At 73.5% G+C, this 23,993-nt stretch carries 29 protein-coding genes; 15 read left to right on the top strand and 14 right to left on the bottom strand.

Going from position 1 to position 23,993, the window contains the following annotated elements:
• Positions 1-11 precede the first annotated feature (11 nt).
• On the top strand, positions 12-419 hold the full coding sequence (locus SCK26_RS31360) for a CoA-binding protein (protein ID WP_318204702.1): 408 nt from the start codon (positions 12-14) through the stop codon (positions 417-419).
• Positions 420-439: 20 nt separating this feature from the next.
• Here the strand turns inward: SCK26_RS31360 and SCK26_RS31355 are convergent, their stop codons facing one another.
• Together SCK26_RS31355 and SCK26_RS31350 are read right to left on the bottom strand one after the other, a co-directional pair.
• Positions 440-997, bottom strand: coding sequence for a YbaK/EbsC family protein (locus SCK26_RS31355; protein WP_318204701.1), 558 nt, complete (start codon positions 995-997; stop codon positions 440-442).
• Positions 998-1,040: 43 nt separating this feature from the next.
• A complete protein-coding gene (locus SCK26_RS31350; protein ID WP_318204700.1) occupies positions 1,041-1,613 on the bottom strand; it encodes a helix-turn-helix domain-containing protein in 573 nt (190 codons plus the stop codon).
• Between the two features lie 109 nt (positions 1,614-1,722).
• Here SCK26_RS31350 and SCK26_RS31345 point away from each other — a divergent pair, with 109 nt between their 5' ends.
• The gene (locus SCK26_RS31345) at positions 1,723-2,580 is read left to right on the top strand and encodes an EamA family transporter (RefSeq protein ID WP_318204699.1); all 858 of its coding nucleotides are present in this window, start codon (positions 1,723-1,725) and stop codon (positions 2,578-2,580) included.
• 713 nt (positions 2,581-3,293) lie between these two features.
• Here the strand turns inward: SCK26_RS31345 and SCK26_RS31340 are convergent.
• Positions 3,294-4,058 (bottom strand): acyltransferase, encoded by a 765-nt coding sequence (locus SCK26_RS31340; protein ID WP_318204698.1) that lies wholly within the window; start codon positions 4,056-4,058, stop codon positions 3,294-3,296.
• A 109-nt stretch (positions 4,059-4,167) separates the two neighbouring features.
• On the opposite strand from SCK26_RS31340, the gene SCK26_RS31335 reads away from it, so the two are divergent.
• Positions 4,168-4,698, top strand: a complete 531-nt coding sequence (locus SCK26_RS31335; RefSeq protein ID WP_318204697.1) for a gamma carbonic anhydrase family protein — start codon at positions 4,168-4,170, stop codon at positions 4,696-4,698.
• 39 nt (positions 4,699-4,737) lie between these two features.
• Here the strand turns inward: SCK26_RS31335 and SCK26_RS31330 are convergent, their stop codons facing one another.
• Entirely contained in the window at positions 4,738-5,388 is a 651-nt protein-coding gene (locus tag SCK26_RS31330) for a DedA family protein (RefSeq protein ID WP_318204696.1), read from the bottom strand.
• 358 nt (positions 5,389-5,746) lie between these two features.
• Here SCK26_RS31330 and SCK26_RS31325 point away from each other — a divergent pair, with 358 nt between their 5' ends.
• Together SCK26_RS31325 and SCK26_RS31320 are read left to right on the top strand one after the other, a co-directional pair.
• Positions 5,747-6,769, top strand: a complete 1,023-nt coding sequence (locus SCK26_RS31325) for a lysylphosphatidylglycerol synthase transmembrane domain-containing protein (protein ID WP_412080871.1) — start codon at positions 5,747-5,749, stop codon at positions 6,767-6,769.
• A 79-nt stretch (positions 6,770-6,848) separates the two neighbouring features.
• Positions 6,849-7,382 (top strand): hypothetical protein, encoded by a 534-nt coding sequence (locus tag SCK26_RS31320; RefSeq protein WP_318204694.1) that lies wholly within the window; start codon positions 6,849-6,851, stop codon positions 7,380-7,382.
• 76 nt (positions 7,383-7,458) lie between these two features.
• Here SCK26_RS31320 and SCK26_RS31315 read toward each other — a convergent pair whose 3' ends face one another.
• A complete protein-coding gene (locus SCK26_RS31315; RefSeq protein ID WP_318204693.1) occupies positions 7,459-9,186 on the bottom strand; it encodes a ricin-type beta-trefoil lectin domain protein in 1,728 nt (575 codons plus the stop codon).
• 443 nt (positions 9,187-9,629) lie between these two features.
• Here SCK26_RS31315 and SCK26_RS31310 point away from each other — a divergent pair, with 443 nt between their 5' ends.
• On the top strand, positions 9,630-9,806 hold the full coding sequence (locus tag SCK26_RS31310; RefSeq protein ID WP_318204692.1) for a hypothetical protein: 177 nt from the start codon (positions 9,630-9,632) through the stop codon (positions 9,804-9,806).
• 73 nt (positions 9,807-9,879) lie between these two features.
• On the opposite strand, the gene SCK26_RS31305 is transcribed toward SCK26_RS31310, so the two are convergent.
• Both SCK26_RS31305 and SCK26_RS38050 read right to left on the bottom strand, forming a co-directional pair.
• The gene (locus SCK26_RS31305) at positions 9,880-10,341 is read right to left on the bottom strand and encodes a DUF4442 domain-containing protein (RefSeq protein WP_318204691.1); all 462 of its coding nucleotides are present in this window, start codon (positions 10,339-10,341) and stop codon (positions 9,880-9,882) included.
• A 53-nt stretch (positions 10,342-10,394) separates the two neighbouring features.
• Positions 10,395-10,601, bottom strand: coding sequence for a hypothetical protein (locus SCK26_RS38050; protein ID WP_412080802.1), 207 nt, complete (start codon positions 10,599-10,601; stop codon positions 10,395-10,397).
• Positions 10,602-10,697: 96 nt separating this feature from the next.
• Here SCK26_RS38050 and SCK26_RS31300 point away from each other — a divergent pair, with 96 nt between their 5' ends.
• Positions 10,698-11,528: a hypothetical protein gene (locus SCK26_RS31300; RefSeq protein WP_412080801.1), complete on the top strand. Its 831-nt coding sequence runs from the start codon at positions 10,698-10,700 to the stop codon at positions 11,526-11,528.
• A gap of 41 nt (positions 11,529-11,569) precedes the next feature.
• Here SCK26_RS31300 and SCK26_RS31295 read toward each other — a convergent pair whose 3' ends face one another.
• Entirely contained in the window at positions 11,570-12,415 is an 846-nt protein-coding gene (locus SCK26_RS31295) for a fused MFS/spermidine synthase (RefSeq protein ID WP_318204689.1), read from the bottom strand.
• 178 nt (positions 12,416-12,593) lie between these two features.
• On the opposite strand from SCK26_RS31295, the gene SCK26_RS31290 reads away from it, so the two are divergent.
• Positions 12,594-13,427 (top strand): TVP38/TMEM64 family protein, encoded by an 834-nt coding sequence (locus SCK26_RS31290; protein ID WP_318204688.1) that lies wholly within the window; start codon positions 12,594-12,596, stop codon positions 13,425-13,427.
• A 43-nt stretch (positions 13,428-13,470) separates the two neighbouring features.
• On the top strand, positions 13,471-13,914 hold the full coding sequence (locus SCK26_RS31285; RefSeq protein ID WP_318204687.1) for a protein kilB: 444 nt from the start codon (positions 13,471-13,473) through the stop codon (positions 13,912-13,914).
• Positions 13,915-14,284: 370 nt separating this feature from the next.
• Here SCK26_RS31285 and SCK26_RS31280 read toward each other — a convergent pair whose 3' ends face one another.
• The gene (locus SCK26_RS31280) at positions 14,285-15,454 is read right to left on the bottom strand and encodes a thiolase family protein (RefSeq protein ID WP_318204686.1); all 1,170 of its coding nucleotides are present in this window, start codon (positions 15,452-15,454) and stop codon (positions 14,285-14,287) included.
• A 124-nt stretch (positions 15,455-15,578) separates the two neighbouring features.
• On the opposite strand from SCK26_RS31280, the gene SCK26_RS31275 reads away from it, so the two are divergent.
• Positions 15,579-16,049, top strand: a complete 471-nt coding sequence (locus SCK26_RS31275) for a winged helix-turn-helix transcriptional regulator (protein WP_318204685.1) — start codon at positions 15,579-15,581, stop codon at positions 16,047-16,049.
• A gap of 30 nt (positions 16,050-16,079) precedes the next feature.
• On the opposite strand, the gene SCK26_RS31270 is transcribed toward SCK26_RS31275, so the two are convergent.
• Complete coding sequence (locus SCK26_RS31270) at positions 16,080-16,769, bottom strand: HAD family hydrolase (protein ID WP_318204684.1); 690 nt, start codon at positions 16,767-16,769, stop codon at positions 16,080-16,082.
• A gap of 201 nt (positions 16,770-16,970) precedes the next feature.
• Between SCK26_RS31270 and SCK26_RS31265 the strand changes: the two genes are divergently transcribed.
• From SCK26_RS31265 to SCK26_RS31255, 3 genes are all read left to right on the top strand, one after another.
• A complete protein-coding gene (locus tag SCK26_RS31265) occupies positions 16,971-17,846 on the top strand; it encodes an undecaprenyl-diphosphate phosphatase (protein ID WP_318204683.1) in 876 nt (291 codons plus the stop codon).
• A 281-nt stretch (positions 17,847-18,127) separates the two neighbouring features.
• Positions 18,128-18,271, top strand: a complete 144-nt coding sequence (locus tag SCK26_RS31260) for a hypothetical protein (protein WP_318204682.1) — start codon at positions 18,128-18,130, stop codon at positions 18,269-18,271.
• Between the two features lie 308 nt (positions 18,272-18,579).
• On the top strand, positions 18,580-18,759 hold the full coding sequence (locus tag SCK26_RS31255) for a hypothetical protein (RefSeq protein WP_318204681.1): 180 nt from the start codon (positions 18,580-18,582) through the stop codon (positions 18,757-18,759).
• A 36-nt stretch (positions 18,760-18,795) separates the two neighbouring features.
• On the opposite strand, the gene SCK26_RS31250 is transcribed toward SCK26_RS31255, so the two are convergent.
• Positions 18,796-19,407: a DUF4291 domain-containing protein gene (locus tag SCK26_RS31250; RefSeq protein WP_318204680.1), complete on the bottom strand. Its 612-nt coding sequence runs from the start codon at positions 19,405-19,407 to the stop codon at positions 18,796-18,798.
• Between the two features lie 96 nt (positions 19,408-19,503).
• On the opposite strand from SCK26_RS31250, the gene SCK26_RS31245 reads away from it, so the two are divergent.
• Complete coding sequence (locus SCK26_RS31245) at positions 19,504-19,980, top strand: nuclear transport factor 2 family protein (protein WP_318204679.1); 477 nt, start codon at positions 19,504-19,506, stop codon at positions 19,978-19,980.
• Positions 19,981-20,059: 79 nt separating this feature from the next.
• Entirely contained in the window at positions 20,060-21,634 is a 1,575-nt protein-coding gene (lnt, locus tag SCK26_RS31240; RefSeq protein ID WP_318204678.1) for an apolipoprotein N-acyltransferase, read from the top strand.
• On the opposite strand, the gene SCK26_RS31235 is transcribed toward lnt, so the two are convergent.
• The 3 genes from SCK26_RS31235 to SCK26_RS31225 form a co-directional block, all read right to left on the bottom strand.
• Complete coding sequence (locus SCK26_RS31235; protein ID WP_318204677.1) at positions 21,552-22,463, bottom strand: Gfo/Idh/MocA family protein; 912 nt, start codon at positions 22,461-22,463, stop codon at positions 21,552-21,554. The two genes, lnt and SCK26_RS31235, sit on opposite strands and share 83 nt — an antisense overlap.
• Positions 22,464-22,661: 198 nt before the next feature.
• A complete protein-coding gene (locus SCK26_RS31230; protein ID WP_318204676.1) occupies positions 22,662-23,168 on the bottom strand; it encodes a hypothetical protein in 507 nt (168 codons plus the stop codon).
• Positions 23,169-23,299: 131 nt separating this feature from the next.
• Positions 23,300-23,983 (bottom strand): uracil-DNA glycosylase, encoded by a 684-nt coding sequence (locus tag SCK26_RS31225; RefSeq protein ID WP_318204675.1) that lies wholly within the window; start codon positions 23,981-23,983, stop codon positions 23,300-23,302.
• Positions 23,984-23,993: the final 10 nt, after the last annotated feature.

Genomic DNA, 23,993 nt, shown 5'->3' with positions numbered 1-23,993 from the left:
GGAGGCGGCCGATGTACGGCGACGAAGCGACGATCCGCAGGATCCTGACCGAGCTGGGCGACACCTGGGCGGTGGTGGGCCTGTCCGCCAACCAGCGCCGGGCCGCGTACGGGGTGGCGCTGGCACTCCAGCGGTTCGGCAAGCGGATCGTGCCCGTGCACCCCAAGGCCGAGACGGTGCACGGGGAGCGGGGTTACGCCTCCCTCGCGGACATCCCCTTCGACGTGGAGGTGGTCGACGTCTTCGTGAACAGCGAGCTGGCCGGTCCGGTCGCCGACGATGCCGTGGCGAAGGGCGCGCGGGCGGTGTGGTTCCAGCTGGGCGTGGTCGACCCGGCCGCCTACGAGCGGACCCGGACGGCGGGCCTGGAAATGGTCATGGACCGCTGCCCGGCCATCGAGATCCCCCGGCTGGGCTGAGCCGTCGCCGGGCCTCCTCGTCACGCCACGCCGAGGCCCTCCAGCACGACGGCGCCGGGAAGGCCGGCGAGGGCCTTGCCGGGGAGCAGGAGCTTGCCGCGGCGGCGTCCGCTGCCGACCAGGACGTAGGGCATGTCGACGACGGCCGGGTCCACCAGCACCGGCCAGCCGGCGGGCAGTCCGACCGGTGTGATGCCGCCGTACTCCATGCCGGTCTCGCCGGTCGCCGTCTCCATCGAGGCGAACGACGCCTTGCGGGCGCCCAGTTGACGGCGGACGACACCGTTGACGTCGGCCCGGGCGGTGGACGGCACCACACAGGCGGCCAGCCGAATCTCGCCGGCCCGCTTGCCCGCGACCACCACGCAGTTCGCCGACCGCTCCAGCAGGTCGCGGCCGTAGTGCTCCACGAAGACGGAGGTGTCGGCCCAGCGCGGGTCGGTGTCGACGTAGAGGATCTGGTCGGCCGCGACCGTGCCCTGCCAGGCGCGTACGGCGTCGGCGACGGGGGCGGTCAGCTCGTCCAGGCAGTCCGGGGCGGGAGTGGCGGTCTCGAAGTCTCCGATGGGTGCGCGCATGGCCGCACGCTAGCAACACCGGCCCGGCCGCCGTCGCGGCGTCTCACGGCACGGGCGGTACGGACACGGCCATCACCATCTCCATCGGCACCTCGCCCTGGTTGCCGTACCAGTGCGGGACGTCGGCCTCGAAGGAGGCGCTCGCGCCCGTCGGAACGCGGTATTCCGTGCCGTCCACGGTGAGCGTCAGCTCGCCGGCGGTGACATGGACCAGCTCGACCGTACCGCCGGGGTGCGGCTCGGAGGGGCTGGTCTCCCCCGGCATCAGCCGCCAGTCCCACATCTCCAGCGGTCCGGGGGCCTCGGTGCCTGCGAGCAGCCGGTTGTAACTGCCCTCCTCGGTGTGCCAGAGCCGTACGGCCCGTTCGGCGGGGACGATCCGCACCTTCGGGCCCTGTTCGTAGTCGAGGAGCGTGGTGATGCTGACGCCGAGCGCGTCACCGATCTTGACGACCGTGCCGATGCTCGGGTTGGTGCGGGCCTGCTCGATCTGGATGAGCATGCCGCGGCTGACGCCCGCCCGGGCGGCGAGCACGTCCAGCGTGAAGCCGCGCACCGAGCGCCAGTGCCTGACGTTGCGCGCCAGGGACTGGGTCAGGAGTTCTAGGTCCGACACAGGGAGTCCAATATCCGGGAAGTCGATTATTTTGTTTAGCCAAGTTCAGTCTGCTGAACTACGGTGAGCTGCACCCGATCGTTCACCGAACTGTACTGCGAGGCCGGCCATGACAGCATTCTTCGCCCTGATCACCAGCCTCCTGTGGGGGCTGGCCGACTTCGGCGGCGGACTGCTGACCCGGCGCACCCCGGCGCTGACGGTCGTGGTCGTCTCGCAGGCCATCGCGGCGGCCGTGCTGGGCGCGATCGTGCTGGCCACCGGCGGCTGGAGCGAGGCCGGGCCCCGGCTGTGGTTCGCGTTCGCGGCCGGGCTCGTCGGGCCCGTGGCCCTGCTCTGCTTCTACCAGGCCCTCGCCCTCGGCCCGATGGGCGTGGTCTCCCCGCTCGCCACCCTCAGCGTCGCCGTGCCCGTCGGCGTCGGGCTCGTGCTCGGCGAGCGGCCGGGTCTGTTCCAGGCCGCGGGCATCGCCGTCGCCGTCACCGGGGTCGTCCTCGCGGGCGGACCCCAGTTGCGCGGTGCGGCCGTGCAGCGGCGCGCGATCCTGATGACGCTGGTCGCGGCGGTCGGCTTCGGCACGGTGTTCGCGCTGATCGCGGAGGCGTCCACCACGGTCACCGGGCTGTTCCTCGCGCTGTTCGTGCAGCGGGTGACGAACGTCGCGGTGGGCGGGGCCGCGCTCGCGGTGTCGGTGCGGCGCGGCGGGGCCGCCGTACCGGAGGGCGGCTTCCGGTGGGCCTCGCTGCCCGCGCTGGCGTTCGTCGGACTGGCCGACGTGGCGGCCAACGGCACCTACGCGATGGCCACCCGGAGCGGTCCGGTCACCGTCGCGGCCGTGCTCGCCTCGCTGTACCCGGTGGTGACCTCGCTGGCCGCACGCGGCTTCCTCAGCGAGCGGCTGCGCGCGATCCAGACAGCGGGAGCGGGACTGGCCCTGCTGGGCACACTGCTGCTGGCTACGGGCTGAACGCGCGGGACCTTCGAAAGCGAGCGGTCCGACGGGACCGCCCGGCCCGCCTGGACCGCGGAGCGCCGTCGACCGTACGTGCGCGGTGCGGCGAGGCGGACCGGGGCGCCGGGTCGGCCGCGGGTCAAGGATCGCGAGCCGGACCGAGGGGCCGCGTCAACCGCCGGGCCCCAGGACGCCGAGACGAGCCGGGACCGCGTCAGCGGGCGGATTCCAGCTCCGCGAACCCGGTCGGCACCACGTCAAGCGTCGAACTCCGGGTCCGCCAGCCCCGCCGACACCACGTCAGCGGCGGGTTCCAGCTCCGCGAACCCGGTCGATACCGCGTCAACCGTCGGCTTTCAGCTCCACGAGCCCAGCCGACACCGCGTCAACCGTCGAACTCCGGCTCCGCCAGCCCCGCCGGCACCACGTCAGCGGCGGGTTCCAGCTCCACAAGCCCAGCCGACACCGCGTCAACCGTCGAACCCCGGCTCCGCCAGCCCCGCCGACACCACGTCAGCGGCGGGTTCCAGCTCCACGAGCCCAGCCGACACCGCGTCAACCGTCGAACCCCGGCTCCGCCAGCCCCGCCGACACCACGTCAACCGGCGAGTGCCGGGGCCGCCGGCCCGGCCGAGGGGCCGGGTCGGCCGGCGGGGTCCGGCGCCGCGGAACCCGCCGAGACCGTGGCAGCGGCCGGGGCAGCGAGGCGAGCCAGGGCACGGGCCCTGTCAGCCCTCGGGCTCCAGTGCGGCGAGCCTGGCCACCGCCTCCTCGTCCAGGTCGGCCAGGGCGCGCAGCTGGCCCGGTGTGATGCCGTCCGGTATCGGCACGGGTGCGGGGGTGCGCAGCGGCGGCTGCCAGCCGGTGTCGGGCGTCCAGCGCCGTACGACCCTGGCGGGCGCTCCCGCCACCACCGCGTGGTCGGGCACCGCGCCCCGGACCACCGCGCCGGCCGCGACGACGACGTTCCGGCCGATCCGCGCCCCCGGCAGGATCACCGCGCCGGTGCCGATCCAGCAGCCCGGACCGATCTCGACCGGCTCCATGCGCGGCCACTGCTTGCCGATGGGCTGGTGCGGGTCGTCGTAGGAGTGGTTGGTGGAGGTGACGTAGACGTACGGGCCGAAGTAGCAGTCGCTGCCGATGGTCACCGTCGTGTCCGCGATGACATGGCTGCCGCGGCCGAGGACCACGCCGTCGCCGATGCGCAGGATCGGGTCCGGGCCGAGGTCCAGGTCGGGCATCAGGCCCGCGGTGAGGGTGACCTGCTCGCCGATGATGCAGTAGGAGCCGAGCCGGATCCAGGGTTCGCCGAAGACCGTGCCGAGCGGGAAGGCCAGCCGGGTGTGCTCGCCGATGGCGCCGAAGCGGAAGCGGCCGGGGCGCTCGGCCGTGACCGAGCCCGTGCGCTGTGCCCACGCCCAGCCCGCGTGGACGGCGCGCTGGGCCAGGCGGCGGCGCCAGGATGAGAACGTGTTCTTGCGCTTCGGCACGGGCTCACGTTACTCACCGGTTGTCCCCGGCGAGAGGCCGGGCCGCTGTGATCTTTGCCCCACGCGGTGTCGTACGGTGCGGGGACGGCACGGACGCAAGGAGACGGTGATGACGCAGAAGGCGCTGGTCGTGGGCATCGGGGGCAAGGAGCCCCGCATCGATCCGGAGGCGTTCGTGGCGCCCACGGCGTCCGTGATCGGTGACGTCACGCTGCACGAAGGGGCCAGTCTCTGGTACGGGGCCGTCGCACGCGGGGACGTCGAGAGCATCAGCGTGGGGGCGCGGGCCAATGTGCAGGACAACGTGACCCTGCACGCCGACCCCGGGTTCCCGGTGACCGTCGGTGAGCGGGTGTCCATCGGGCACAACGCGGTGGTGCACGGGGCGACCGTGGAGGACGACTGCCTGATCGGGATGGGCGCGACCGTGCTGAACGGCGCGGCGATCGGGGCGGGCTCGCTGGTGGCGGCCCAGGCCCTGGTGCCGCAGGGGATGGTGGTGCCGCCCGGGTCGCTGGTGGCGGGGGTGCCGGCGAAGGTGAAGCGGGCCCTGTCGGAGGAGGAGCGGGAGGGCGTGACCCTCAACGGCACGCTGTACGCCGAACTGGCGAAGGCACATCGTGAGGTGCATGACGCGTAGGACGCGTGAGGGCGGGACCGCAGGGAGAGCTCCCGGCGGTCACTCCCCGGCGCCCACCGGTTCCGCTTCCCGTTCCGGGTGCTCCTGCTGGGCCTTCTTCGCCTTGCGCTTGAGGACCAGCATGGAGCCGAGACCGATGAGGACGGCCACGCCCAGGCCGACGTAGGAGAAGCGCTTCAGCCAGTCCTCGGCGACGATGCCGACGTAGTAGATGACGGCCGTGGTGCCACCGGCCCAGCAGATGCCGCCGAGGATGTTGGCGATCAGGAACTTCCAGTACGGCATGTGCAGGACGCCCGCGAGAGGGCCGGCGAAGATGCGCAGCAGGGCGACGAAACGGCCGAAGAAGACCGCCCACATGCCCCACTTCGTGAAGGACCGTTCGGCGGTGGCCACGTGGCCCGCGCTGAAGTGGCGTGGGAACTTTCTGCCGAGCCAGGCCAGCAGCGGCCGTCCGCCCTTGCGGCCGATGGCGTAACCGATGGAGTCGCCGATCACCGCTCCGGCGGTCGCGCAGGCGCCGAGGACGACGGGGTTGACGCCCGTGTGCTGCGAGGACATCAGCGCCGCCGAGACGAGGATGATCTCGCCGGGCAGCGGGATGCCCAGGCTCTCCAGGCCGATCACCAGGCCCACTACGGCGTAGACGGCGGCGGCAGGCACCGAGTCGAGCCATTCCTGGACGTGCACCGCCGGTTCCTCCCCTGTCGCTGACCAGGCTGTCCTGCTGTCCGGGCGCCGCATGTAAAGCGCGCCCCAAGGGAAGGCTACCTGGTCGGCGCCGAACGGCCGCCTGCCCGCCCGGCCGGCGGCACCGTTCCGCCCGCACGCCTTACGTTTCCGGTCATCCCCGTGTCACGCGGGAGGGGAAGGCTCCACGCGGTTCCGCCCGGCCCGCTCCCTTAAGGCCCGCAAGGGGCCCGCCGCGGAAGGACGACGTCCCGTGTCCCCACCACCGTCCCGGTCCCGCCCACTGCCGCTTCCGCGTACCTGCCCGGAGACCACCGGCCCCGGCACGGAAGCCACCGGCTCCGGCACGGAAACCGCCATCTCCGTCGCAAAAGCCGCCGTCTCCCGTCCGGAATCCACCGTCCCCGAGCCGGAACGTGCGGTTCCGGCGCGTTCGGCGGCGGGGCGTGTGCAGTCCCGATGGGTGCGGCTGGTGCTGTGCGTGGCTCCGCTGCTGCTCGCCGCCGGCTGGGCCGTGGCCAACCGGCCCGTGCTGTACGAGGGAATCCGGCGGCTGGTCGCGGCCGAGCCGGGATGGCTGGTGGCCGGGGCCGGGTTCACCTGTCTGACCTGGGTGGCCGCCGCCTGTATCCGGCAGGGCGCGCTGCCCGATCCGCTGCCGCCGCGATTGCTGCTGATGTCGCAGTTCGCCGCCGGCGCCGCCAACCACGCGCTGCCCGGCGGGCTCGGCGCGCACGCCGTCACCCTGCGGTTCCTGCGCGGGCAGGGTGTGCCGCTGGAGCGGGCGACGGCGTCGATCGGCCTGTACTCGCTGGCCAGGTCCGTCGCGAAGACGCTGGTGCTGGTGGTGTTCCTGGCGGTGTCGCCGGCCCGGCGGCGCCTCGGGGATCTGATCCCGGACGGCGGGCTGCTGGTGCCGCTCGCCGCGGGCGTGGGCGGGGCGGTGACGGTGGCGGGGGTGCTGCTGACATGCGTACGGCCGTTGCGGCGGCCGGTGACCGGGCTGCTGCGCACGGCCGTGGCCGACGCGCGCGCGGTGCACGCCCGGCCCCGCCGGGTGCTGGCGCTGTGGGGCGGGGCCGTCGCGATGCCGTTGGTGCAGGCCGGCGCGCTGGCCTGTGTCGGGGCCTCGCTGGGGCTGGGACTGCCGTGGGAGCAGGTGGTGCTGGCCTGTCTGGCGGCGGGCACGGCCGTCGGGGCGGTACCCGCGCCGGGCGGACTCGCGGTCGACGCGGCGCTGGTGTGGACGCTGGTCGCCTTCGGCTCCGCCCCGGCGACGGCGACCGCGACCGTCATCGGCTACCGGGTGCTGACCGACTGGGTGCCGCTGCTGCCGGGTGCGCTGGTGCTGTCGGGCCTGATCCGAAGGAAGGTGCTGTGACCACGGCTTCCACGTGTTCACCGCCGATCACAGAAAACCCCGGTGCGCCGGTCGCGGGCGCGGTGCCACGGTGTGGCGCATGACGGACATCGAAGTACTGCTGATCGGCGGCCGCTCGGGGGTGGGCAAGACGACGGTGGCCCTGGAGACGTCGGTGCTCCTACGGGAAGCCGGCGTCCCGCACTGTCTCATCGAGGGCGATCTCCTGGACCACGTCCACCCCGCGCCACCGGACGACCCCTCCCGCACGCGCATCACGCGGCGCAACCTCGCCGCCCTGTGGGCCAACTACGCCGAGCTGGGCACGCGCCGTCTGATCTACACCAACACCGTCGCCATCCTGGAACCGGACCTGATCCGGCAGGCCCTCTCCGCCGCCGCGCCGCCGAGACTCGTCAACGTCCTGCTCACCGCCACCGACGCGACGGCGCGCCGTCGTCTCGGCGGGCGGGAACGCGGCTCCGAGCTCGACATCCACCTGCGCCGCAGCGCGGCCGCCGCGAGGCGACTGGAAGCGGAGGCTCCGCCGGGGACGGTACGCGTCCCCACCGACCGGCGCACCGTGCGCGCCGTCGCCGAGGACGTCCTCACCGCCACGGGCTGGACTCGCTGAGCGGCGGCCGGCCGCCGGCGGGACGGCCGGAGTCCGCGTTCCCCGGTACGCCGTCCTCATCCGTCCCTCTACGGCATCACGCGTGCCGGTGGTCACCGGCACGGCCAGGCTGGTCATCGGCTCGGCCGAGCTGCCCGCCCTCTCCCTCGCGGACCCGCACGCCGTGCGGGCGGCGCAGTTCCTCAGCCCTGCGATCCGTGGCGCCCGGCGCCTTCGGCCGCCCCTCCGGCACGGCGCCGCCGCGCGGCGCTCCGTCCGCCCCCAGCACCCACCGCCGCTCCCGGGGCCCGTAGTCGCGGTGCACGACGCTCACGCCCGTGACCCCAAGCCCGGGCCCGGGAGCCAGGGCCAGGCCGGGATGGCGGCGGAGCAGGATCTCGCCGTGGAGCGTGAAGTCGTAGGACGCCTCCGCGGCCGACGCCGGGCAGCCGGCCAGTGCGACGGTCCTCGTGGCGGGGTCGGCGGTGAGGCAGAGGGCCGGGTCGGCGGCGCTGCGCAGCAGGCCGTCGCCCTGGTAGGTCCACTGCTGGGAGACGGCGGCCGAGCACGGTGCGAGCCGGACGCCGGCGCCCGCGGCGACCCGGTCCCCGCGCACGTCCAGGCAGCGTCCGGAGGCCAGCTCGCGCAAGGTGCCGCCGGCGATCTCGGCACGGTCGCCGGAGGAGGCGGCGGAGCGCGCCCCGGTGCCGACCGGTCCTGCGGTGCCGACCGGTCCTGCGGTGCCGACCGGTCCTGCGGTGCCGACCGGTCCTGCGGTGCCGACCGGTCCAGCGGTGTCCACGGCGGGCGCGGCCCAGGTGGTGCCGGGCCCCGGGACACCGTTGTCATCGGGCCGGGTCCGGGCCGCCAGGGTGGTGGCGAGCAGCGCGAGGGAGGTCAGTCCGACGCCGACGGCAAGAGCCTTGCGGTGCCGGCCGCTCGGCGCACGGGGCGGGGCCGGCGCCGGCCACTCCGGGGCCGGCGGCCGCTCCTGCCGGCCGGTGCGGGCCGGCCGGGAGGCGAGGTAGCGGCGGGCGCCCCAGCCGAGCACGCTCTCGGCGAGCAGCAGGGGCAGGCCGCCGTCGAAGTGGCCGAGTTGTTCGGCGGCGTAACGGCAGTGCCGGCAGTCCGTCAGGTGCCGGTGCGCGTCCGGCGGCAGGAGGCCGCCACGGCGGACGGAGATGTCGAGGAGCCGGTTGCAGGAGCGGCATTCCCCGGTCGGCGCGAGTTCTCGGTGGGCGCGGACGCAACCGGCCCGGAATTGCTCGCGCGCCCGCTTCAGAGCGGTCGTCGCGGTGACCGTGTCGATGCCCAGCAGACCGGCGGGTATGTTTATGGGTTCGGCCTCGGCCTCGGTATGCCAGAGAAGACATTGCGCGGCGTCGGGAAGGGCCCGGAATGCGCGGGCGGCGAGCTGTCTGCTTTCCGAGGGGCCGGGCTTTGCCGCGCGCAGTCCGCGTCCGCCGGTGGTTTTGCGCAATTCCGGCAGGACGGCGCAGGCCGTGTCGTCCGCGGCCCAGGCGCGGACGGTTTCACGGACGGCGACGAGCAGCCGCGGGCGCAGCGCGCCGGCGCCCGGGGCGCCCGCCACACCGCCGAGCACCCGATGGAATGCCGCGGTGGCGACCAGTTGGGCCGTGGGACCGGCGACGGCCAGGCAGACCACGGCGTGGTCGCGGGTGGCCGGCCAGTGCCGGGCGAGCAACAGCGCGACGGCGTGGTGGCGGCCGTCGGCGTCCGGGCCGCCGAGCCGGGCGACGAGGGCGCGGTCGGACTCGCCGGCGGGACCGGGCAGGGGCGGGCGTGGGGGGTGAGGGGGCTGCACGGAAACATTTCCTTTCCAGCCGCAGGACCGCATGCGCGTGGGCGTCCTGTCGGAAAACAGTGCTTGGTGCATACCTAAAGGGCCGGCCGGACGTCGGCGTCCGCCTTTGCCCTCCCGCGGGGAGGCTCACCCTTGCACAGGCGGCTCATCGGAAACAAGGATCCGGAATGCCTCCGGCGGTGAAGTCGGCCCTTCGCACAATGGTTACCGTTGGTATCTCCGAACGGGGTCCGATCCGTCGGTCGACTGCCGTGCGGAAAAAGCCGGATGACGGACGGAATCCCCGACTCTGTTATCGGCCGTACGCGCACCCGACCGGCGCCGACATCCGGTCAAACCCTGGCCGACGCACCGATGTGCCCTTCCTCGGCCCCGGCACGGTGCGTGATGCTTCGCTCACCGGGGGAGAGCAGTGATTTCCGCAACCCACGGAGGAGCAGACGATGCCGCTCGGAAGGATCGCCGTCTACAACGACGCGGACGGCGTGGGCATCATCACCGGCGAGGACGGCGAGAGGCGCCCTTTCTCCGGCATGGAGACACAGACGACCCGCGAGGGTCAGCGGGTCGCCTTCGAGGTGGTCGGCGCGAAGGCCACCAACGTGATCGCCATCCGGTGACCCCGCCCCGAACGGCCGCGCCCCGCCCCGGTGTCGACGGGGCGGGGCGCGGTGCCGGCCGGCCGGTGGCGGCTCACTTCTCCTGGTCGGTCGGCCGGAGCGTCCACAGGACGCTCATCTCGCCGGTCACCGCGCCGTCGGCGCGCCGGATCTCTATCGCCACGGGGAACTCGGGGCGCTGTCCCGCGTCGAGTTCGGCGACGACCTCGGCGGCCGGGCGGCCCAGTGTCGCGGTCGCGGTGACGGCGCCCATCGCCAGCTTCTTGTAGGCGATCTCGGCCCGTACGGCGAGCGGCACGGCACGCGAGAGCTGGTCCCCGAAGGCGGCCAGCACGATCGCGCCGCTGGCCGACTCCCCGAGGGTGAACATCGCACCGGCGTGCGGACCGCCCACGTGGTTGTGGTACGCGCCCTGGTCCGGCAGGGACACCACGGCCTTCTCGGAAGTGGTCTCCAGGAACTCCAGGTTCAGGGTCCGGGCCATGGGCACGGTGGCGGCGAGCATCTCGCCGATCGGCATCTGGTCTGCGCTCATGACCGTCATGTTACTCACGAGTAGCAGGGCCTGGCCAGAGAATCGCACTAGGGTTACGGGCCATGTGGCCAGATCAGCAGCCGCCAGGGGGCGCGCAGAACGCGCGGCACGATCCGCGGCAGAACCCGTACCAGCAGCCGGGTGACCAGCAGCCGAACCCGTACCAGCAGCCCGGACACCAGCAGCACCCGCAGCCGGGCCCGTACGGACAGCAGCCCGCGGGCACCCCGTACCCGCAGCCGTACGGACAGCCGCCGCAAGCCCCGTACGGACAGCAGCCCCCGAGCGGCCCGTACCCGCAGCCGCAGACCGTTCCGTACGGTCAGCAGCCGCAGTGGGGCCAGCCCTCCGCGCCGATGCCCGAGCCCCCGCGCGGCGGCGGCCGGACGAAGCTGGTCGCCGTCGTCGCGGCCACGGCCGTCGTGGTCACCGCGGCCGTCACCGGCTTCCTGGTGCTCGGCGGTTCGAAGGACGACGAGGCGGACGACGGCAAGGACGGACGGACCACGGGCCCGTCGCCGACCGCCACCTCGCCCGCGTCGCCCGCCTCGACCGACAACCCCCGCTCCGGCGAGACGGAGAAGCCGACCGTCGCGGGCTGGAAGGTCGTGGTCAACCCCAAGTACGGCACGGCCTTCGAGGTGCCCGCGGACTGGGAGGTGCAGCGGCCCGGCGTCTTCGCCTTCTTCGAGGACAAGGCGAAGGGCGACGGCTCGGCGTTCATCGGCTTCTCCGGGGCCTCGTTCCTGAAGCCCGACTACTGCACCTCCGAGGACGGCGGCTACAAGGAGACGCACGCGCTGGCGGGCAGCGGCACGAAGGGCGAGAGCGGCGCCAAGGACACCGCGAGCATCGCCCGGGGCGACTCGGCCACCTTCGCGTTCGGCGGGTTCACCGACCAGTCGGAGGCCGCCAAGAAGTACCTGCGCATAGGCAAGGCCAAGTCCTTCACCACCGCGTCGGGCCTCACCGGCAGCGTCGCGACGTCGTACGTCACCGGCGTGCCGAAGAAGCACACGTGCGACACCGACGGCAAGGCGGTGACGTTCGCCTTCAAGAACTCCTCGGGCAGTTTCGTGTCGTGGACGCTGTACGGCGCGAAGGGCGTCAAGGACGAGCTGTCCGACGCCACCGTCGACAAGATCCTCGCCACGGTACGGCTGCACGGCGACCCGACCGTGGAGTGAGCCCGGGCACCGGCCCGGCGGACACCGGTGCCGTGCCCGACTCAGCCGATGCCGAACGCTCCGTCGGGAGGCTCGGGTGACGGTACGGCGTCGGCCTCCTCGACCGGTCGCGCCGACCCGGTGAACTTCCGCACCGCCGCTCCGTGTTCGACGCGCGCCGGAAAGGCGTCCGCCGCGGTGCGCCGGGCCAGCGCGGCGGTGTCGAGGGGCCGGTGGGAGGCCACGACCACCGTGTTGCCGAACCGCCGCCCGCGCAGCACCGCGGGCTCGGCGATCAGCGCGATCTCCTGGAAGACCGCGGCCAGCGTGGCCAGTTGGGAACGCAGGAACCCGAACGGCGCGGCGTCGGCGAGGTTGGCCAGGTAGACCCCGTCCGGCCGCAGGACCCGCTCGGCCGTGCGGACGTAGTCCAGCGTGGTGAGGTGGGCGGGCACCCGGGACCCGCCGAACACGTCGGCGATCAGCACGTCGGCACGGTCGTCCGGCGCGGCCTCCAGCCAGTCGCGGGCGTCGGCCGCGTGCAGCGCGATGCCGGCGCCGGCCGGCAGCGGCAGCTGCTCGGTGACCAGCTCCAGCAGCCCCCGGTCCGCCTCGACGACGTCCTGCCGGGAGCCGGGGCGGGTGGCGGCGACATACCTCGGCAGGGTCAGCGCGCCCCCGCCGAGGTGCACCGCGTCCAGCGCCCGCCCCGCCTCGGCGACGGTGTCCAGCACATGTCCCAGCCGCCGCGCGTACTCGAACTCCAGGTACGCCGGGTCGTCCAGGTCCACGTACGACTGCGGGGCCCCGTCGACCGTGAGCAGCCAGGCCCGCTCCCGGTCGACGTCGGGCATCAGCCGGGCGGTGCCGTGGTCGGTGGCGCGGGAGACGGGTATCGATTCGTTCACCCGACCATTGTGGGTCCCGCGGCGCCGGGTCACCGCGCGCCGGGCGGCGCCGGACCGCTTCGGCCGTCCATCGCCGCACGTGCCGGGCGGCGCCGGCCATCGTGGCCGTACGCCCCGTGGGCACGGGCGAGTTCGGACCATACGGCGATCACACATGCGCGTCGGTTAGTGTCTGCGGATGCTCGCTGCCAACCGCTCTGGCACCGCCACGGCCTCTCCCCCGGCCGCCACGCCTTCTTCTCCGGCCGCCGCGTCCTCTCTCCCGGCCGCCGTCCCGCAGCCGGCCCTCGCCCCGGCCTCCCCCGGCGCCCCGGCCGGCCCCGCGCTGCCGCGCCCCGGGTTCCTCGTCCGCTGCACGCGGCTCCTGCTGTCCCCCTACGCCCGGCTGTCCCTGCTGCTCGCGCTGCTGGCGGGCGGGGCGGCGGGAGTGCTGCTGTGCGAACCGCAGCGGCTGCTGACGCACGGCTGGCCGCCGCAGCTCGGCGGGGCCGCGGCGGCGCTCGTGTTCGCGGCGGCCTACGGGCTGTGCACCGTGGTGTTCGTGCCGCGTCCCCTGCTGAACCTGGCCGCGGGCGCGATGTTCGGCTCCCAGGTGGGGCTGGCGACGGCGCTCGCGGGCACGGTGCTCGGCGCCGGGGTGTCGTTCGGGCTGGGCCGGGCGCTCGGGCAGGACGCGCTGCGCCCGCTGCTGCGGGGCCGCTGGCTGAAGGCGGCCGACGGACAGCTCAGCCGGCACGGGTTCCGGTCCATGCTGGCCCTGCGGATGTTCCCCGGCGTGCCGTTCTGGGCGGCGAACTACTGCGCGGCCGTCTCCCGCATGGGCTGGCTGCCCTTCCTGCTGGCCACGGCCCTCGGCTCGATCCCGAACACGGCCGCCTACGCGGTCGCCGGCGCCCGCGCGTCGGCGCCGACCTCACCCGCCTTCCTGATCGCGATGGCCTGCGTGGCCGTACCGGCCCTGGCGGGCACGGTGGTCGCGTGGCGCAAGCGCCACCGGCTGGGCGCCGGGTGAGCCGTCGCGTCCGCCCGCGCAGCCGTCGCAGGAGAGATGTCCGATGTGGTCCAGCCTCATCGCCGTGGCCGGCACGCTGCTCGGCGGCGCGCTGACCGCGCTGCTCCAACTGCGTCGCGAGCGGGCCGCCCGCGACGAGCGCAGGGCGGAGGCGCTGCGCGGGGCGCTGGGCGAGCTGGTGGCGGCGCTGGGCGACCACCGGCGGGCCCTGTGGCACCGGGAGAACCTGGTGCTGAGCGGTGCGAGCACGGAGGCCGTCGAGGCGGCCCGGGCACAGACCCGCGCCACCCGTTCCGCCGTGACCTCTCCCCTGGTCTCGGTCTCCGTCCTCGAACCGGCCCTCGCCGAACCGGCCCGCCGGGCGGCCCTGGCCGCGTTCGCCCTCCGCGACGCCCCCGACCACGCCGAGCTGACCGCCCGCCGGGAGGCCGCCATCACGGCGACGGACGCCTTGATCGCCGCGGCCGGACGGGCGATGGCCCGGTGAACCCCGAAGCAGAGCGGGCGTGACCGGTGCGGCGGCGAGCCGCGCCGCCGCACCGGTCACGCCCGGACGGCCCGGATGAGGGGCTGGGCGCTGGGGAGCATGGCCCGGTGAACGGGCCGCTGCCCGGCGTACGACGGCGCGCCACGCGAGACGCGGCGCCCGACCACGCGCGCCGGAACGATGCCGGTGGCAGGCGAGGCAGGCGCGGCCCGGCAGGCGAGCCGCGCGGCGCGGAACCGGCGGGCCGGGGCGGGCCCGGTGAGCGGCGGGGCCGGTCGGCTCGCGGTGGTGAGCCGTGCGAGGCGGGGTGTCGGGCCGCGGGCCGCTCGTGCCCGTACGGTCCGCCCGTGTCCCGACGCGGTGACCGGTCTCAGAGCCCTTCCAGGATCATCGCGTTGGCCAGGCCGCCCGCCTCGCACATGGTCTGGAGGGCGTAGCGGGCGCCGCGTTCGCGCATGGCGTGGACCAGGGTCGTGGTCAGCCGGGTGCCGCTCGCGCCGAGCGGGTGGCCGAGGGCGATGGCGCCGCCGTGCACGTTGACCTTGGCGAGGTCGGCGCCGGTCTCCTGCTGCCAGGCGAGCACCACACTGGCGAAGGCCTCGTTGACCTCGAAGAGGTCGATGTCGGCCAGTTCCAGCCCCGCCCGGCGCAGCACCTTGTCGGTGGCCGGGATGATCCCGGTGAGCATCAGCAGCGGGTCGGAGCCGGTCACGGCGAAGCTGTGCAGCCGGGCGAGCGGGCGCAGGCCGAGCCGGGCGGCGGTGTCACCGGAGGTGATCAGCACGGCGGAGGCGCCGTCGTTGACGGGGCTGGCGTTGCCCGCGGTGACGTTCCACTCGATCTGCGGGAAGCGTTCGGCGAAGCCGGGGTCGTAGTAGGCGGGCTTGAGTCCGGCGAGGATCTCCGGGGTGCTGCCGGGCCGTACGCACTCGTCGCGGGCGACGCCGTCCAGCGGCGCGATCTCGGCGTCGAACAGCCCGGCCTGCCACGCGGCGGCGGCCTTGTGGTGCGAGGAGACGGCGAACTCGTCCATCCGCGCGCGTGTGAGCGACCACTTGGCGGCGATGAGTTCCGCGCTGATCCCCTGCGGAACCAGGCCCTCCGGATAGCGCTCGGCGACACCGGGACCGAACGGGTCCGCGCCGGCCGGCACGTTGGACCACATCGGCACCCGGCTCATCGACTCCACGCCGCAGGCGACGACGAGGTCGTACGCGCCCGAGATGACGCCCTGCGCGGCGAAGTGCACGGCCTGCTGGGAGGAGCCGCACTGGCGGTCCACGGTGGTCGCGGGCACCGACTCCGGGAAGCCGGCGGCGAGGAGGGCGTACCGGGTGGTGTTCATGGCCTGCTCGCCGACCTGGTCGACGGTGCCGCCGATGACGTCGTCGATCAGCGCCGGGTCGACACCGGAGCGCTCGACCAGGCTGCGCAGGGTGTGCGCGAGGAGTTGCACGGGATGGACGTGGGCGAGGGAGCCGTTGGGCTTGCCCTTGCCGACGGGGGTGCGTACGGCTTCGACGATGACTGCGTCTGGCATGGTGCGGGCCTCCTTGGCCGCCCTGGCCGCCCTGTGGGCGATGCGCGGTTACCGGTGAGTTGGAAAACTGGACTCACCATAGCTCGCAGGGTTGGAAAAACAAACCCTCCTCTAGACTGGCGTCATGGCCGCTACGAAGGAACCGCGTCCCTGCTCGATCGCCGACGCCCTGGCGCTGGTCGGCGAGAAGTACTCCCTGCTCGTCCTGCGGGAGGTGTGCCTGGGCAACGGCCGCTTCGACCGGCTCGTGCGCAACATCGGCGCCCCGCGCGACATCCTGGCCGCCCGGCTGCGCCGGCTCGTGGAGGCCGGCATCCTCACCAAGCACCTGTACAGCGAGCGCCCGCAGCGCTTCGAGTACCGGCCCACACAGGCCGGGCTGGAGCTGGAGCCGGTGCTGATGACCCTCAAGGAATGGGGCGACCGCCATCTGCGCAAGGGCACCGGCCTGCCCATGGTGGTCGAGCACGCGTGCGGCAACGAACTGGTGCCGGTGGTGACGTGTCAGGCCTGCGGGGACGCCGTACGCCACGAGGACCTGACGGCGCACCCGCAGGCCCCGGGCTGGACGCTCTCCGGGCCGACGGCCGCGTGAGACCGTCGGGACCGGCGGGGCCGAGGGCCGTCAGAAGTGCTCGGCCAGGTCGGTGAAGCGCTCCACGGAGAGCAGCCGTTCGGCGGTCTCGGGGAACGAGTGGTGCTCCAGCACCCAGGTGTCGGGGTGCGGGACGTACACCGCGCCCAGCCCGGCGGCGAGCGCCGGCACGATGTCGGACTTCGGGGAGTTGCCGATCATCCACGTCCGCGCGGTGTCGGCCTTCAGGTCCTCCACCACGGTGGCGTACGTCTCGACGGTCTTCTCCGGCACGATGACGATCTGCTCGAACAGCGGTCCCAGCCGGGAGCGTTCCACCTTCGCCGCCTGCTCCTCGTGGTCGCCCTTGGTCAGCAGGACCAGGCGGTGCCGGGTGCGCAGGACGGTCAGCGTCTCCTCCACGCCCGCGATCAGCACCGGCTCCTGGCGCAGGATGCGCTCGCCCAGCTCGGCGATGGCCCTGCCGTGGTCCTCCGCCGCCCGCATCTCGTGCACCCGCTCGTAGCAGTCGTGCAGGCTGCGTACGAAGCTCTTCGCGCCGTAGCCGTAGACCTGGCAGTTCTCCCGCTCGACGTCGTCGAGGACCTGCCGCAGCTCGGCCCGCGAGAGCGAGTCATGCCCGAGCAGGTCGAGGAATTCCTCGATCGCCCGCTCGAAGTAGATGTTGTTCTCCCATAACGTGTCGTCCCCGTCGATGAGAAGACAGTGATCAGTCTTCACCAAGACCTCCCGGCCGCGTCGTCCGAACCCTCGGGCGCGTCCCATTACACCAGTCGCGACCACGGAAGGGCCGCGGAGTCCGCGTCGCCGGCGAAGGCCGAAGTGCGCGGCCCCTGTTGCCGTGCTGTCGGCGGGGCCCGCTACCCTTCCTTCGTCACATGATCACCTCTTCTCCTTTCAGCACTTGGACGCCATACCTTCATGTCTTGGTTTGAATCCCTCGTCCTCGGACTCGTCCAAGGGCTGACCGAGTTCCTGCCCGTCTCCTCCAGCGCCCATCTCCGGCTCACCGCCGCGTTCTCCGGCTGGAAGGACCCCGGCGCCGCCTTCACCGCGATCACCCAGATCGGCACCGAGACCGCGGTGCTCATCTACTTCCGCAAGGACATCGGCCGGATCATCACCTCCTGGTTCCGCTCGCTGTTCGACAAGACGATGCGGCGGAACCAGGACGCGATGATGGGCTGGCTGGTGATCGTCGGCTCCATCCCCATCGGCCTGCTGGGCGTGACGCTGAAGGACCAGATCGAGGGTCCCTTCCGCGATCTGCGGATCACCGCGACCATGCTCCTCGTGGTCGGCGTGGTCATCGGCATCGCCGACCGGATGGCGGCCCGCGACGAGACCGGCCGCCGGCACCGGGCGCCCAAGCAGCGCAAGACGCTGGAGAACCTGGGCGTCAAGGACGGCCTGATCTTCGGCCTCTGCCAGGCCTGCGCGCTCATCCCCGGCGTCTCCCGCTCCGGCGCGACCATCAGCGGCGGCCTGTTCATGGGCTACAAGCGCGAGGCCGCCGCCCGCTACTCCTTCCTGCTCGCCATCCCGGCCGTACTCGCCTCCGGCGCCTTCGAGGTGAAGGACTCGCTGGGCGAGGGACACGTGGACTGGCCCCCGACCCTGTTCGCGACGGTGATCGCCTTCGCCTCCGGATATGCCGTCATCGCGTGGTTCATGAAGTGGATCTCCAACAAGAGCTTCATGCCGTTCGTCTGGTACCGCGTGGCCCTCGGCATTGTGATCATCGCGCTGGTCAGCGCCGGTGTGTTGAGTCCCCACGCAGCCGAGTCGGCGGGGTAGGGCAGCCGACGGGAGAATGCGCTCCGGGCTCCCGGCCTCACCGACCTGCTCCTCGCCGCAGACGTTGCACGGCTCGGAACTCCGGGGAACTGACACCTGATCCGGTCCAGGCGACGGACCCCTGACAGCCGCTGGTCCGGTCGACATCAGGACGTAAATGTCATGATTCAGGCACGAAGAAGAGTGAATCAGCCGGATCTGACAGCAGGCGATGCGGTGAGCCCCTCTGAGCGGTGACGATGGCTCGAGCCAGGAAACCTTCGGCCGGACAGGGAGGACGAATGGGTAAGCAGGTGAAGTGCGGGTCGACCGAAACCAAGACCGGCAAACGGTGCCGGAACCCGGCAATGATCGGCTACTCCCGCTGCCAGTTGCACCGAGGCGACTGGACCCCGCCGCAGAAGAAGAAGACCAAGAAGCGCTGATCTTGCGGGCCGCCGAGCGGGGCGATGACATGGGAGCCGTCGCTCCACTGCTCCGGTGCGATGCCTCCGCGGCCGGAAGCCGGATGCATGGCTGGCTCGCTCCGGAAGTTCGCCCGCTCGACGCCACGCCCCGGTTTCGGACATCTTCGCCGTGCCGGTGACCCGCCCGCGACCTGGGCAACACCCGGGCGGCGCCCGGCACCACGCGGCCGCGAACACGTGACCGCGCGGTGCCGGTGACCGACCCGGTACCGTCTGCGTAGCCGAGTGGTAGCGCACGGTCAGGGCTTGGGCCTAGGCTGTGCCGTATGTCCCCCGATTCCCCGTCCCCTGATGACGCACGCTCCGCCGCCGAGGTGAACGAGCAGATCAGAGCGCTGTGGCTGCGTGCGGGCGGCACCCTGTCGGCCCAGGAGCGCGCCGCGTACGAGCTGTTGGTGGTCGAGTGGGCCGCGGCGATCCGCCGCCGGGTCGTCGAGGCGGCCTGAGTCGCACCGGCGACCCGACACGCCCGGCCGGCGGCCCTACGCCCGCAGGTGCGCGAGCACCTCGTCGGCCACCGGATACGGCGGCTCCTCGGGCAGCAGCGCGCCCGCCCGCTCCGTTTCGCCGGCCCGTACCAGCGCGTGGATCTGCCCGGCCAGCGGGGTGACGTCCCGGATGCCGACGATCCACTCGTCGGCATAGCGGGCCGCCGCCTGCCCGGCGAGGCCGAGCTGCAAGGACCGGTGGGGCAGCGGGTTGTGGTGCAGGTCCCGCTCCGGGTCCCACTGCACCCGGGCCGGGCTGCGCGCCAGCTCCTGCTTCCATGCCGCCTGGTCGGGGTGCAGGGCGGGCACGTAGTGGGACAGGCAGGCGTGGCGCAGGGCCCACTCGAAGCCCTCGCGGGTGATGTCGAGCGCGAGGACGGTCTCCTGGTTCTCCTTGGTGCCCCAGCCGCAGCGGTACATCATCCACAGGAACGACGGCTTGACCCAGGTCATCCGGTCCCGCTTCCAGGCGGTGGGGAAGCGTCCGGCGCGGGCGGCGGCCCGTCCGATCTCCGGGCGGTAGGCCTGGTAGACGGTGACCGTGGTGTCCGTGTGCCGGGCGCGGATGCGGTACAGGGGCTCGCTGTCGACGGTGTGTGCGTTCACGGGGAACAGGTTCGGCCGTCGCCGCGGCCTCGCACCACCGAATATTCACCCCGCCGACCCCTTGGCTCCGCGTCCCGCGTGGCCAAGACTGTGGCGATGACGCAGCGTGCGGAGTTCGCGACCGTGAGGGACCGGCTGGCCGTGGAGGACCTGGTCACCGCGTACGCGGTGGCGCTGGACGACGGCGACTGGGCGGCGTACCGCCGGCTGTTCACGGCGGACGGACGGGCCGACTACCGTTCGGCGGGCGGTATCGAGGGCGACGCGGGACGGATCGCCGCGTGGCTCGGCGAGAACCTGGCCCGGTTCGCCATGCGGCAGCACCTGATCGTCAACCGGCAGGTGCGGTTCGGCGTCCTGGAGAACGACACCGGCGACACCGCCCGGGTGCGCGCCGACTACCTCAACCCCATGCGCCTGGCCGGCGCCGCCGGCGCCGCCGCCCCGGACCTGCTGTGCGGCGGCCGGTACGACTTCGGCCTGCTGCGCACGCCGGACGGCTGGCGCCTGCGCGAGGTCGTCGTGCACGAGAAGTGGCGCCGCCCGCCGGTCGCGGAGCCCGCCGTCCCGTAGCCGGACGGCCGCCCGGCGTCCGGCGTCCGCGCGAACCCATCGCGCACATCGGGGCCATCGGTGGGTAGGGAGGCTCCCTATGAGGACGATCGACCGCTGGCTGACCTCCCCCTGGCGCCGCTCGGCCGCCGCCGCCCTGCTCGGCGCGCTGCCCGTGCTCGCGTTCCCGGCTCCCGACCTGTGGTGGTGGGCGTACGTCGCCCTGGTGCCGTGGATCCTGCTGGTCCGCTCGGCGCCGACCGGGCGGCGGGCCGCGTACGACGGCTGGTGCGGCGGCTTCGGCTTCCTGCTGGCCGTCCACCACTGGCTGCTGCCGAGCCTGCACGTGTTCATCTTCCTGATAGCCGCGCTGCTGGGCGCGCTGTGGGCGCCGTGGGGATGGCTGGTGCGCCGGCTGCTGGGCGGGCTGCCCTCGGCGGGCCGGGGTGCCGCCGCGCTGCTGGTGCTGCCGTCGGCCTGGCTCGCGGTGGAGCTGGTCCGGTCCTGGCAGGGGCTCGGCGGGCCGTGGGGCATGCTGGGCGCCAGCCAGTGGCAGGTGGGCCCGGCGCTGCGGCTGGCCTCGGTGGGCGGGGTGTGGCTGCTCAGCTTCCTGGTGGTGGCCGTCAACGTGGCGGCGGCCGTGCTGCTGGCGGTGCCCGCGTCCCGGGGGCCGGCCGTGGCCTCGCTGGCCGCGACGGCCGCCGTGGCGTCGGCCGGGTGGGCGTGGGCGCCGCGTCCGGAGGTGGACGGGCGGGCCCGGATCGCCGTGGTCCAGCCGGGGGTGGTCGCGGGGCCGGACAGCGCCGAGCGGCGGTTCGACCGGGAGGAACGGCTGACCCGGCGGCTCGCCGGAGAGGGTGCCGACCTGGTGGTGTGGGGCGAGTCCAGCGTCGGTTTCGACCTCGCGGACCGGCCGGACCTGGCCCGGCGGCTGGCGGCGCTGTCCCGGTCGGCCGGCGCGGAGGTGCTGGTGAACGTGGACGCCCGGCGTTCCGACCGGCCCGGCATCTACAAGAGCGCGGTGCCGGTCGGCCCGGACGGGCCGACCGGCGATCGGTACGACAAGATGCGGCTGGTTCCGTTCGGCGAGTACATACCGGCCCGTTCGCTGCTCGGCTGGGCCACCTCGGTGGGCCGGGCCGCCGGCGAGGACCGGCATCGCGGCACCGGGCAGACCGTGCTGGACGTCGGGCACGGACTGCGGATCGGCCCGCTGATCTGCTTCGAGACCGCGTTCCCGGACCTCGGCCGGCATCTCGCCGCGGACGGCGCGGACGTCCTGCTCGGCCAGTCCTCGACCTCGTCCTTCCAGCACAGCTGGGCGCCGGAGCAGCACGCCTCGCTGGCCGCGCTGCGCGCCGCCGAGACCGGCCGCCCGATGGTGCACGCGACCCTCACCGGCGTCTCGGCGGTGTACGGCCCGGACGGGCGGCGCGTCGGCCCGTGGCTCGGCACCGCCGCGAGCGGCGCGCGGGTGTACGACGTACCGCTCGCGCACGGCGTCACGCCGTACGTCCGCTACGGCGACTGGCCGGTGTACGGCGCGCTGCTGGTGCTGGCCGCGCTGGGGGTGTGCGAGGGGGTGCGGGCGGTCAGGCTGCGGCGTGCCGGTCCCGCACCGCTCGTACCACCCGCTCGCACAGCTCATGAGTCGCCAGTGCGTCCCGGGCGCTGAGCACCTGTCCGGCGCGTACGGCGTCGAGGAAGGCGAGGACCGCCTGCTCGATGCCGCGCTGGCGGGCCACCGGCACCCAGTCGCCGCGCCGGCGCACGGTGGGCTGACCCTTGTGGTCGATCACCTCGGCGAGGTTGACCACCTGCCGCTTGGTGTCCTGCCCGGACACCTCCAGGATCTCCTCCGCGGAGCCGCTGCGCCGGTTCATGACGCCGAGCGCGGTGAAGCCGTCGCCGCCGAGCTGGAGCACGACGTGGTGGAGCAGCCCGGCCTCGGCACGGGCGCGCACCGTCACCTCGTCGACGGGGCCGGGCACCAGGAAGCGCAGGGTGTCGACGACGTGGATGAAGTCGTCCAGGATCATCGAGCGGGGTTCCTCCGGCAGCCCGGTCCGATTCTTCTGCAGGAGGATCAGCTCGCGGGGATGGTCCAGGCACTGGGCGTATCCCGGAGCGTAGCGGCGGTTGAAGCCGACGGACAGCGAGACGCCGCGCCGCTCGGCGAGGTCCACCAGCCGTTCGGAGTCGGCGAGTTCGTAGGCGAGCGGCTTGTCCACGTACGTCGGCACGCCGGCCTCCAGCAGCCGGGTGACGATCTCGGGGTGGACGGCGGTGGGCGCGTGCACGAAGGCCGCGTCCAGGCCGGCGTCGAGCAGCGAGTCCAGGGTGGTGTGCCGCCGGGCGGGCGGCAGGTGCAGGCCGTCCCCGACCCGGTCCAGGGTGGCGGGGGTGCGGGTCTGCAGGTGCAGGTCGATTCCCGGCTGCGTGCCGAGCACCGGCAGATACGCCTTCTGCGCGATGTCCCCGAGTCCGATGCAGCCGACCTTCACGTGCTCTCCCCTATCGCTGGCCTGCGGATTGCCTTGCCGGAAGCATACGGGGGCCATCCGTCGGCGAGGCCGTGGAAGCCCCGCGGGAGGAGCGCCGGTCCGGTGGCGCCGACCGGGCCGCGACGACCGTCACCGGACGGGCGCCGTCGTCCAGGAACAGCCCGCCGCGCGCTCCTGACCGGCCGGCGGGAGGCGGCGCTAGCCGCGCGGTGGGTCGCTCGCCTCGTCCGGTTCGCCGTCCTCGCCGAGGCGGAGCGCCAGTCGGCTGATCGCGGAGCGGATCACGTCGCCGTAGCGGTCGTCGGCGAGGGCGGACGCGGTGCTGCGGGCCCGGCGCAGATGGCTGCGGGCGGCCTCCGCGCGGCCCAGCTTGACGTAGTCGGCGGCCAGATTCAGGTGCAGGGACGGCAGGAACCCCCGCACACTGCCCGGGTCGGCGCCCGGGCGGCCGTCGGCCAGTTCCTCGGCCGCCGACAACGCCCGCAGGTCCCAGGCGAGTTCGTCCGCCGGGTCGTCCTGGGTGTCGGCCAGATAGTGGGCGAGGGTGCAGCGGTGCAGCGGTGCGCCCTCCTCGCCGATCTCCGCCCACAGGCCGAGGAAGCGGCTGCGGGCCTCCTCGCGGTCGCCGCCGTGGTGCAACATCACGACCTGCCCGATCCGCGTCAGCACGGTGTCCGGCGCCACCTGTTCCTGTCGCTCCGCCACGGGTGCCCTCCGGGCTGTCGGCAATGGTCCGCTGCCGACGCTAACCGGCGCCGCGCGGATTCCCGGTCAGGCGGCGCCGGTGTCCGGGGCCGGTGACGAGCCGCCCGCCGGCCCGGAGCCCGGTGCGGCCGTCAGCCCAGGTTCGGGATGCGCCAGTCGACCGGCTCGTGTCCCTGCGCGGCGATCGCCTCGTTGATCTGCGTGAACGGACGGGAGCCGAAGAACTTCTTCGCGGACAGCGGCGAGGGGTGCGCGCCCTTCACCACCGCGTGCCGGGTCTCGTCGATCAGCGGGAGCTTCTTCTGCGCGTAGTTGCCCCACAGGACGAAGACCGCCGGGTCCGGGCGGGAGGCCACCGCGCGGATCACGGCGTCGGTGAACTTCTCCCAGCCCTTGCCCTTGTGCGAGTTGGCCTCGCCGGCCCGGACGGTCAGGACCGCGTTGAGCAGCAGCACGCCCTGCTCGGCCCACGGCATCAGATAGCCGTTGTCCGGGATGGGCAGGCCCAGCTCCTCCTGCATCTCCTTGTAGATGTTCCGCAGGGAGGGCGGGGTCTTGACTCCGGGACGGACCGAGAAGCACAGGCCGTGGCCCTGGCCCTCGCCGTGGTACGGGTCCTGGCCGAGGACGAGGACCTTCACCCGGTCGTACGGCGTCGCGTCCAGCGCGGCGAAGACCTCCTCGCGCGGCGGGTAGACGGGGCCCTTCGCCCGCTCCTCCTCGACGAACTCGGTCAGCTCCTTGAAGTAGGGCTGCTGAAGTTCGTCGGCCAGAACCCCGCGCCAGGACTCGGGCAGCATGGCGATGTCGGTCACGTCAACGTCC

The sequence above is a fragment of the Streptomyces sp. SCL15-4 genome (assembly GCF_033366695.1).
GTDB lineage: Bacteria > Actinomycetota > Actinomycetes > Streptomycetales > Streptomycetaceae > Streptomyces.
The sequence above is the reverse complement of the archived record's forward strand: the minus strand, read 5'-3'. Positions and strand labels throughout refer to the sequence as shown.

What these genes read in the sequence shown, in the direction of transcription:
- SCK26_RS31360 (WP_318204702.1), top strand. Translation starts at nt 12, where the DNA reads ATGTACGGCGACGAAGCGACGATCCGCAGGATCCTGACCGAGCTGGGC.
- SCK26_RS31355 (WP_318204701.1), bottom strand. Translation starts at nt 997, where the DNA reads ATGCGCGCACCCATCGGAGACTTCGAGACCGCCACTCCCGCCCCGGAC.
- SCK26_RS31345 (WP_318204699.1), top strand. Translation starts at nt 1,723, where the DNA reads ATGACAGCATTCTTCGCCCTGATCACCAGCCTCCTGTGGGGGCTGGCC.
- SCK26_RS31335 (WP_318204697.1), top strand. Translation starts at nt 4,168, where the DNA reads ATGACGCAGAAGGCGCTGGTCGTGGGCATCGGGGGCAAGGAGCCCCGC.
- SCK26_RS31320 (WP_318204694.1), top strand. Translation starts at nt 6,849, where the DNA reads ATGACGGACATCGAAGTACTGCTGATCGGCGGCCGCTCGGGGGTGGGC.
- SCK26_RS31310 (WP_318204692.1), top strand. Translation starts at nt 9,630, where the DNA reads ATGCCGCTCGGAAGGATCGCCGTCTACAACGACGCGGACGGCGTGGGC.
- SCK26_RS31305 (WP_318204691.1), bottom strand. Translation starts at nt 10,341, where the DNA reads ATGAGCGCAGACCAGATGCCGATCGGCGAGATGCTCGCCGCCACCGTG.
- SCK26_RS31300 (WP_412080801.1), top strand. Translation starts at nt 10,698, where the DNA reads ATGCCCGAGCCCCCGCGCGGCGGCGGCCGGACGAAGCTGGTCGCCGTC.
- SCK26_RS31290 (WP_318204688.1), top strand. Translation starts at nt 12,594, where the DNA reads ATGCTCGCTGCCAACCGCTCTGGCACCGCCACGGCCTCTCCCCCGGCC.
- SCK26_RS31285 (WP_318204687.1), top strand. Translation starts at nt 13,471, where the DNA reads ATGTGGTCCAGCCTCATCGCCGTGGCCGGCACGCTGCTCGGCGGCGCG.
- SCK26_RS31280 (WP_318204686.1), bottom strand. Translation starts at nt 15,454, where the DNA reads ATGCCAGACGCAGTCATCGTCGAAGCCGTACGCACCCCCGTCGGCAAG.
- SCK26_RS31275 (WP_318204685.1), top strand. Translation starts at nt 15,579, where the DNA reads ATGGCCGCTACGAAGGAACCGCGTCCCTGCTCGATCGCCGACGCCCTG.
- SCK26_RS31265 (WP_318204683.1), top strand. Translation starts at nt 16,971, where the DNA reads ATGTCTTGGTTTGAATCCCTCGTCCTCGGACTCGTCCAAGGGCTGACC.
- SCK26_RS31260 (WP_318204682.1), top strand. Translation starts at nt 18,128, where the DNA reads ATGGGTAAGCAGGTGAAGTGCGGGTCGACCGAAACCAAGACCGGCAAA.
- SCK26_RS31255 (WP_318204681.1), top strand. Translation starts at nt 18,580, where the DNA reads ATGTCCCCCGATTCCCCGTCCCCTGATGACGCACGCTCCGCCGCCGAG.
- SCK26_RS31245 (WP_318204679.1), top strand. Translation starts at nt 19,504, where the DNA reads ATGACGCAGCGTGCGGAGTTCGCGACCGTGAGGGACCGGCTGGCCGTG.
- lnt (WP_318204678.1), top strand. Translation starts at nt 20,060, where the DNA reads ATGAGGACGATCGACCGCTGGCTGACCTCCCCCTGGCGCCGCTCGGCC.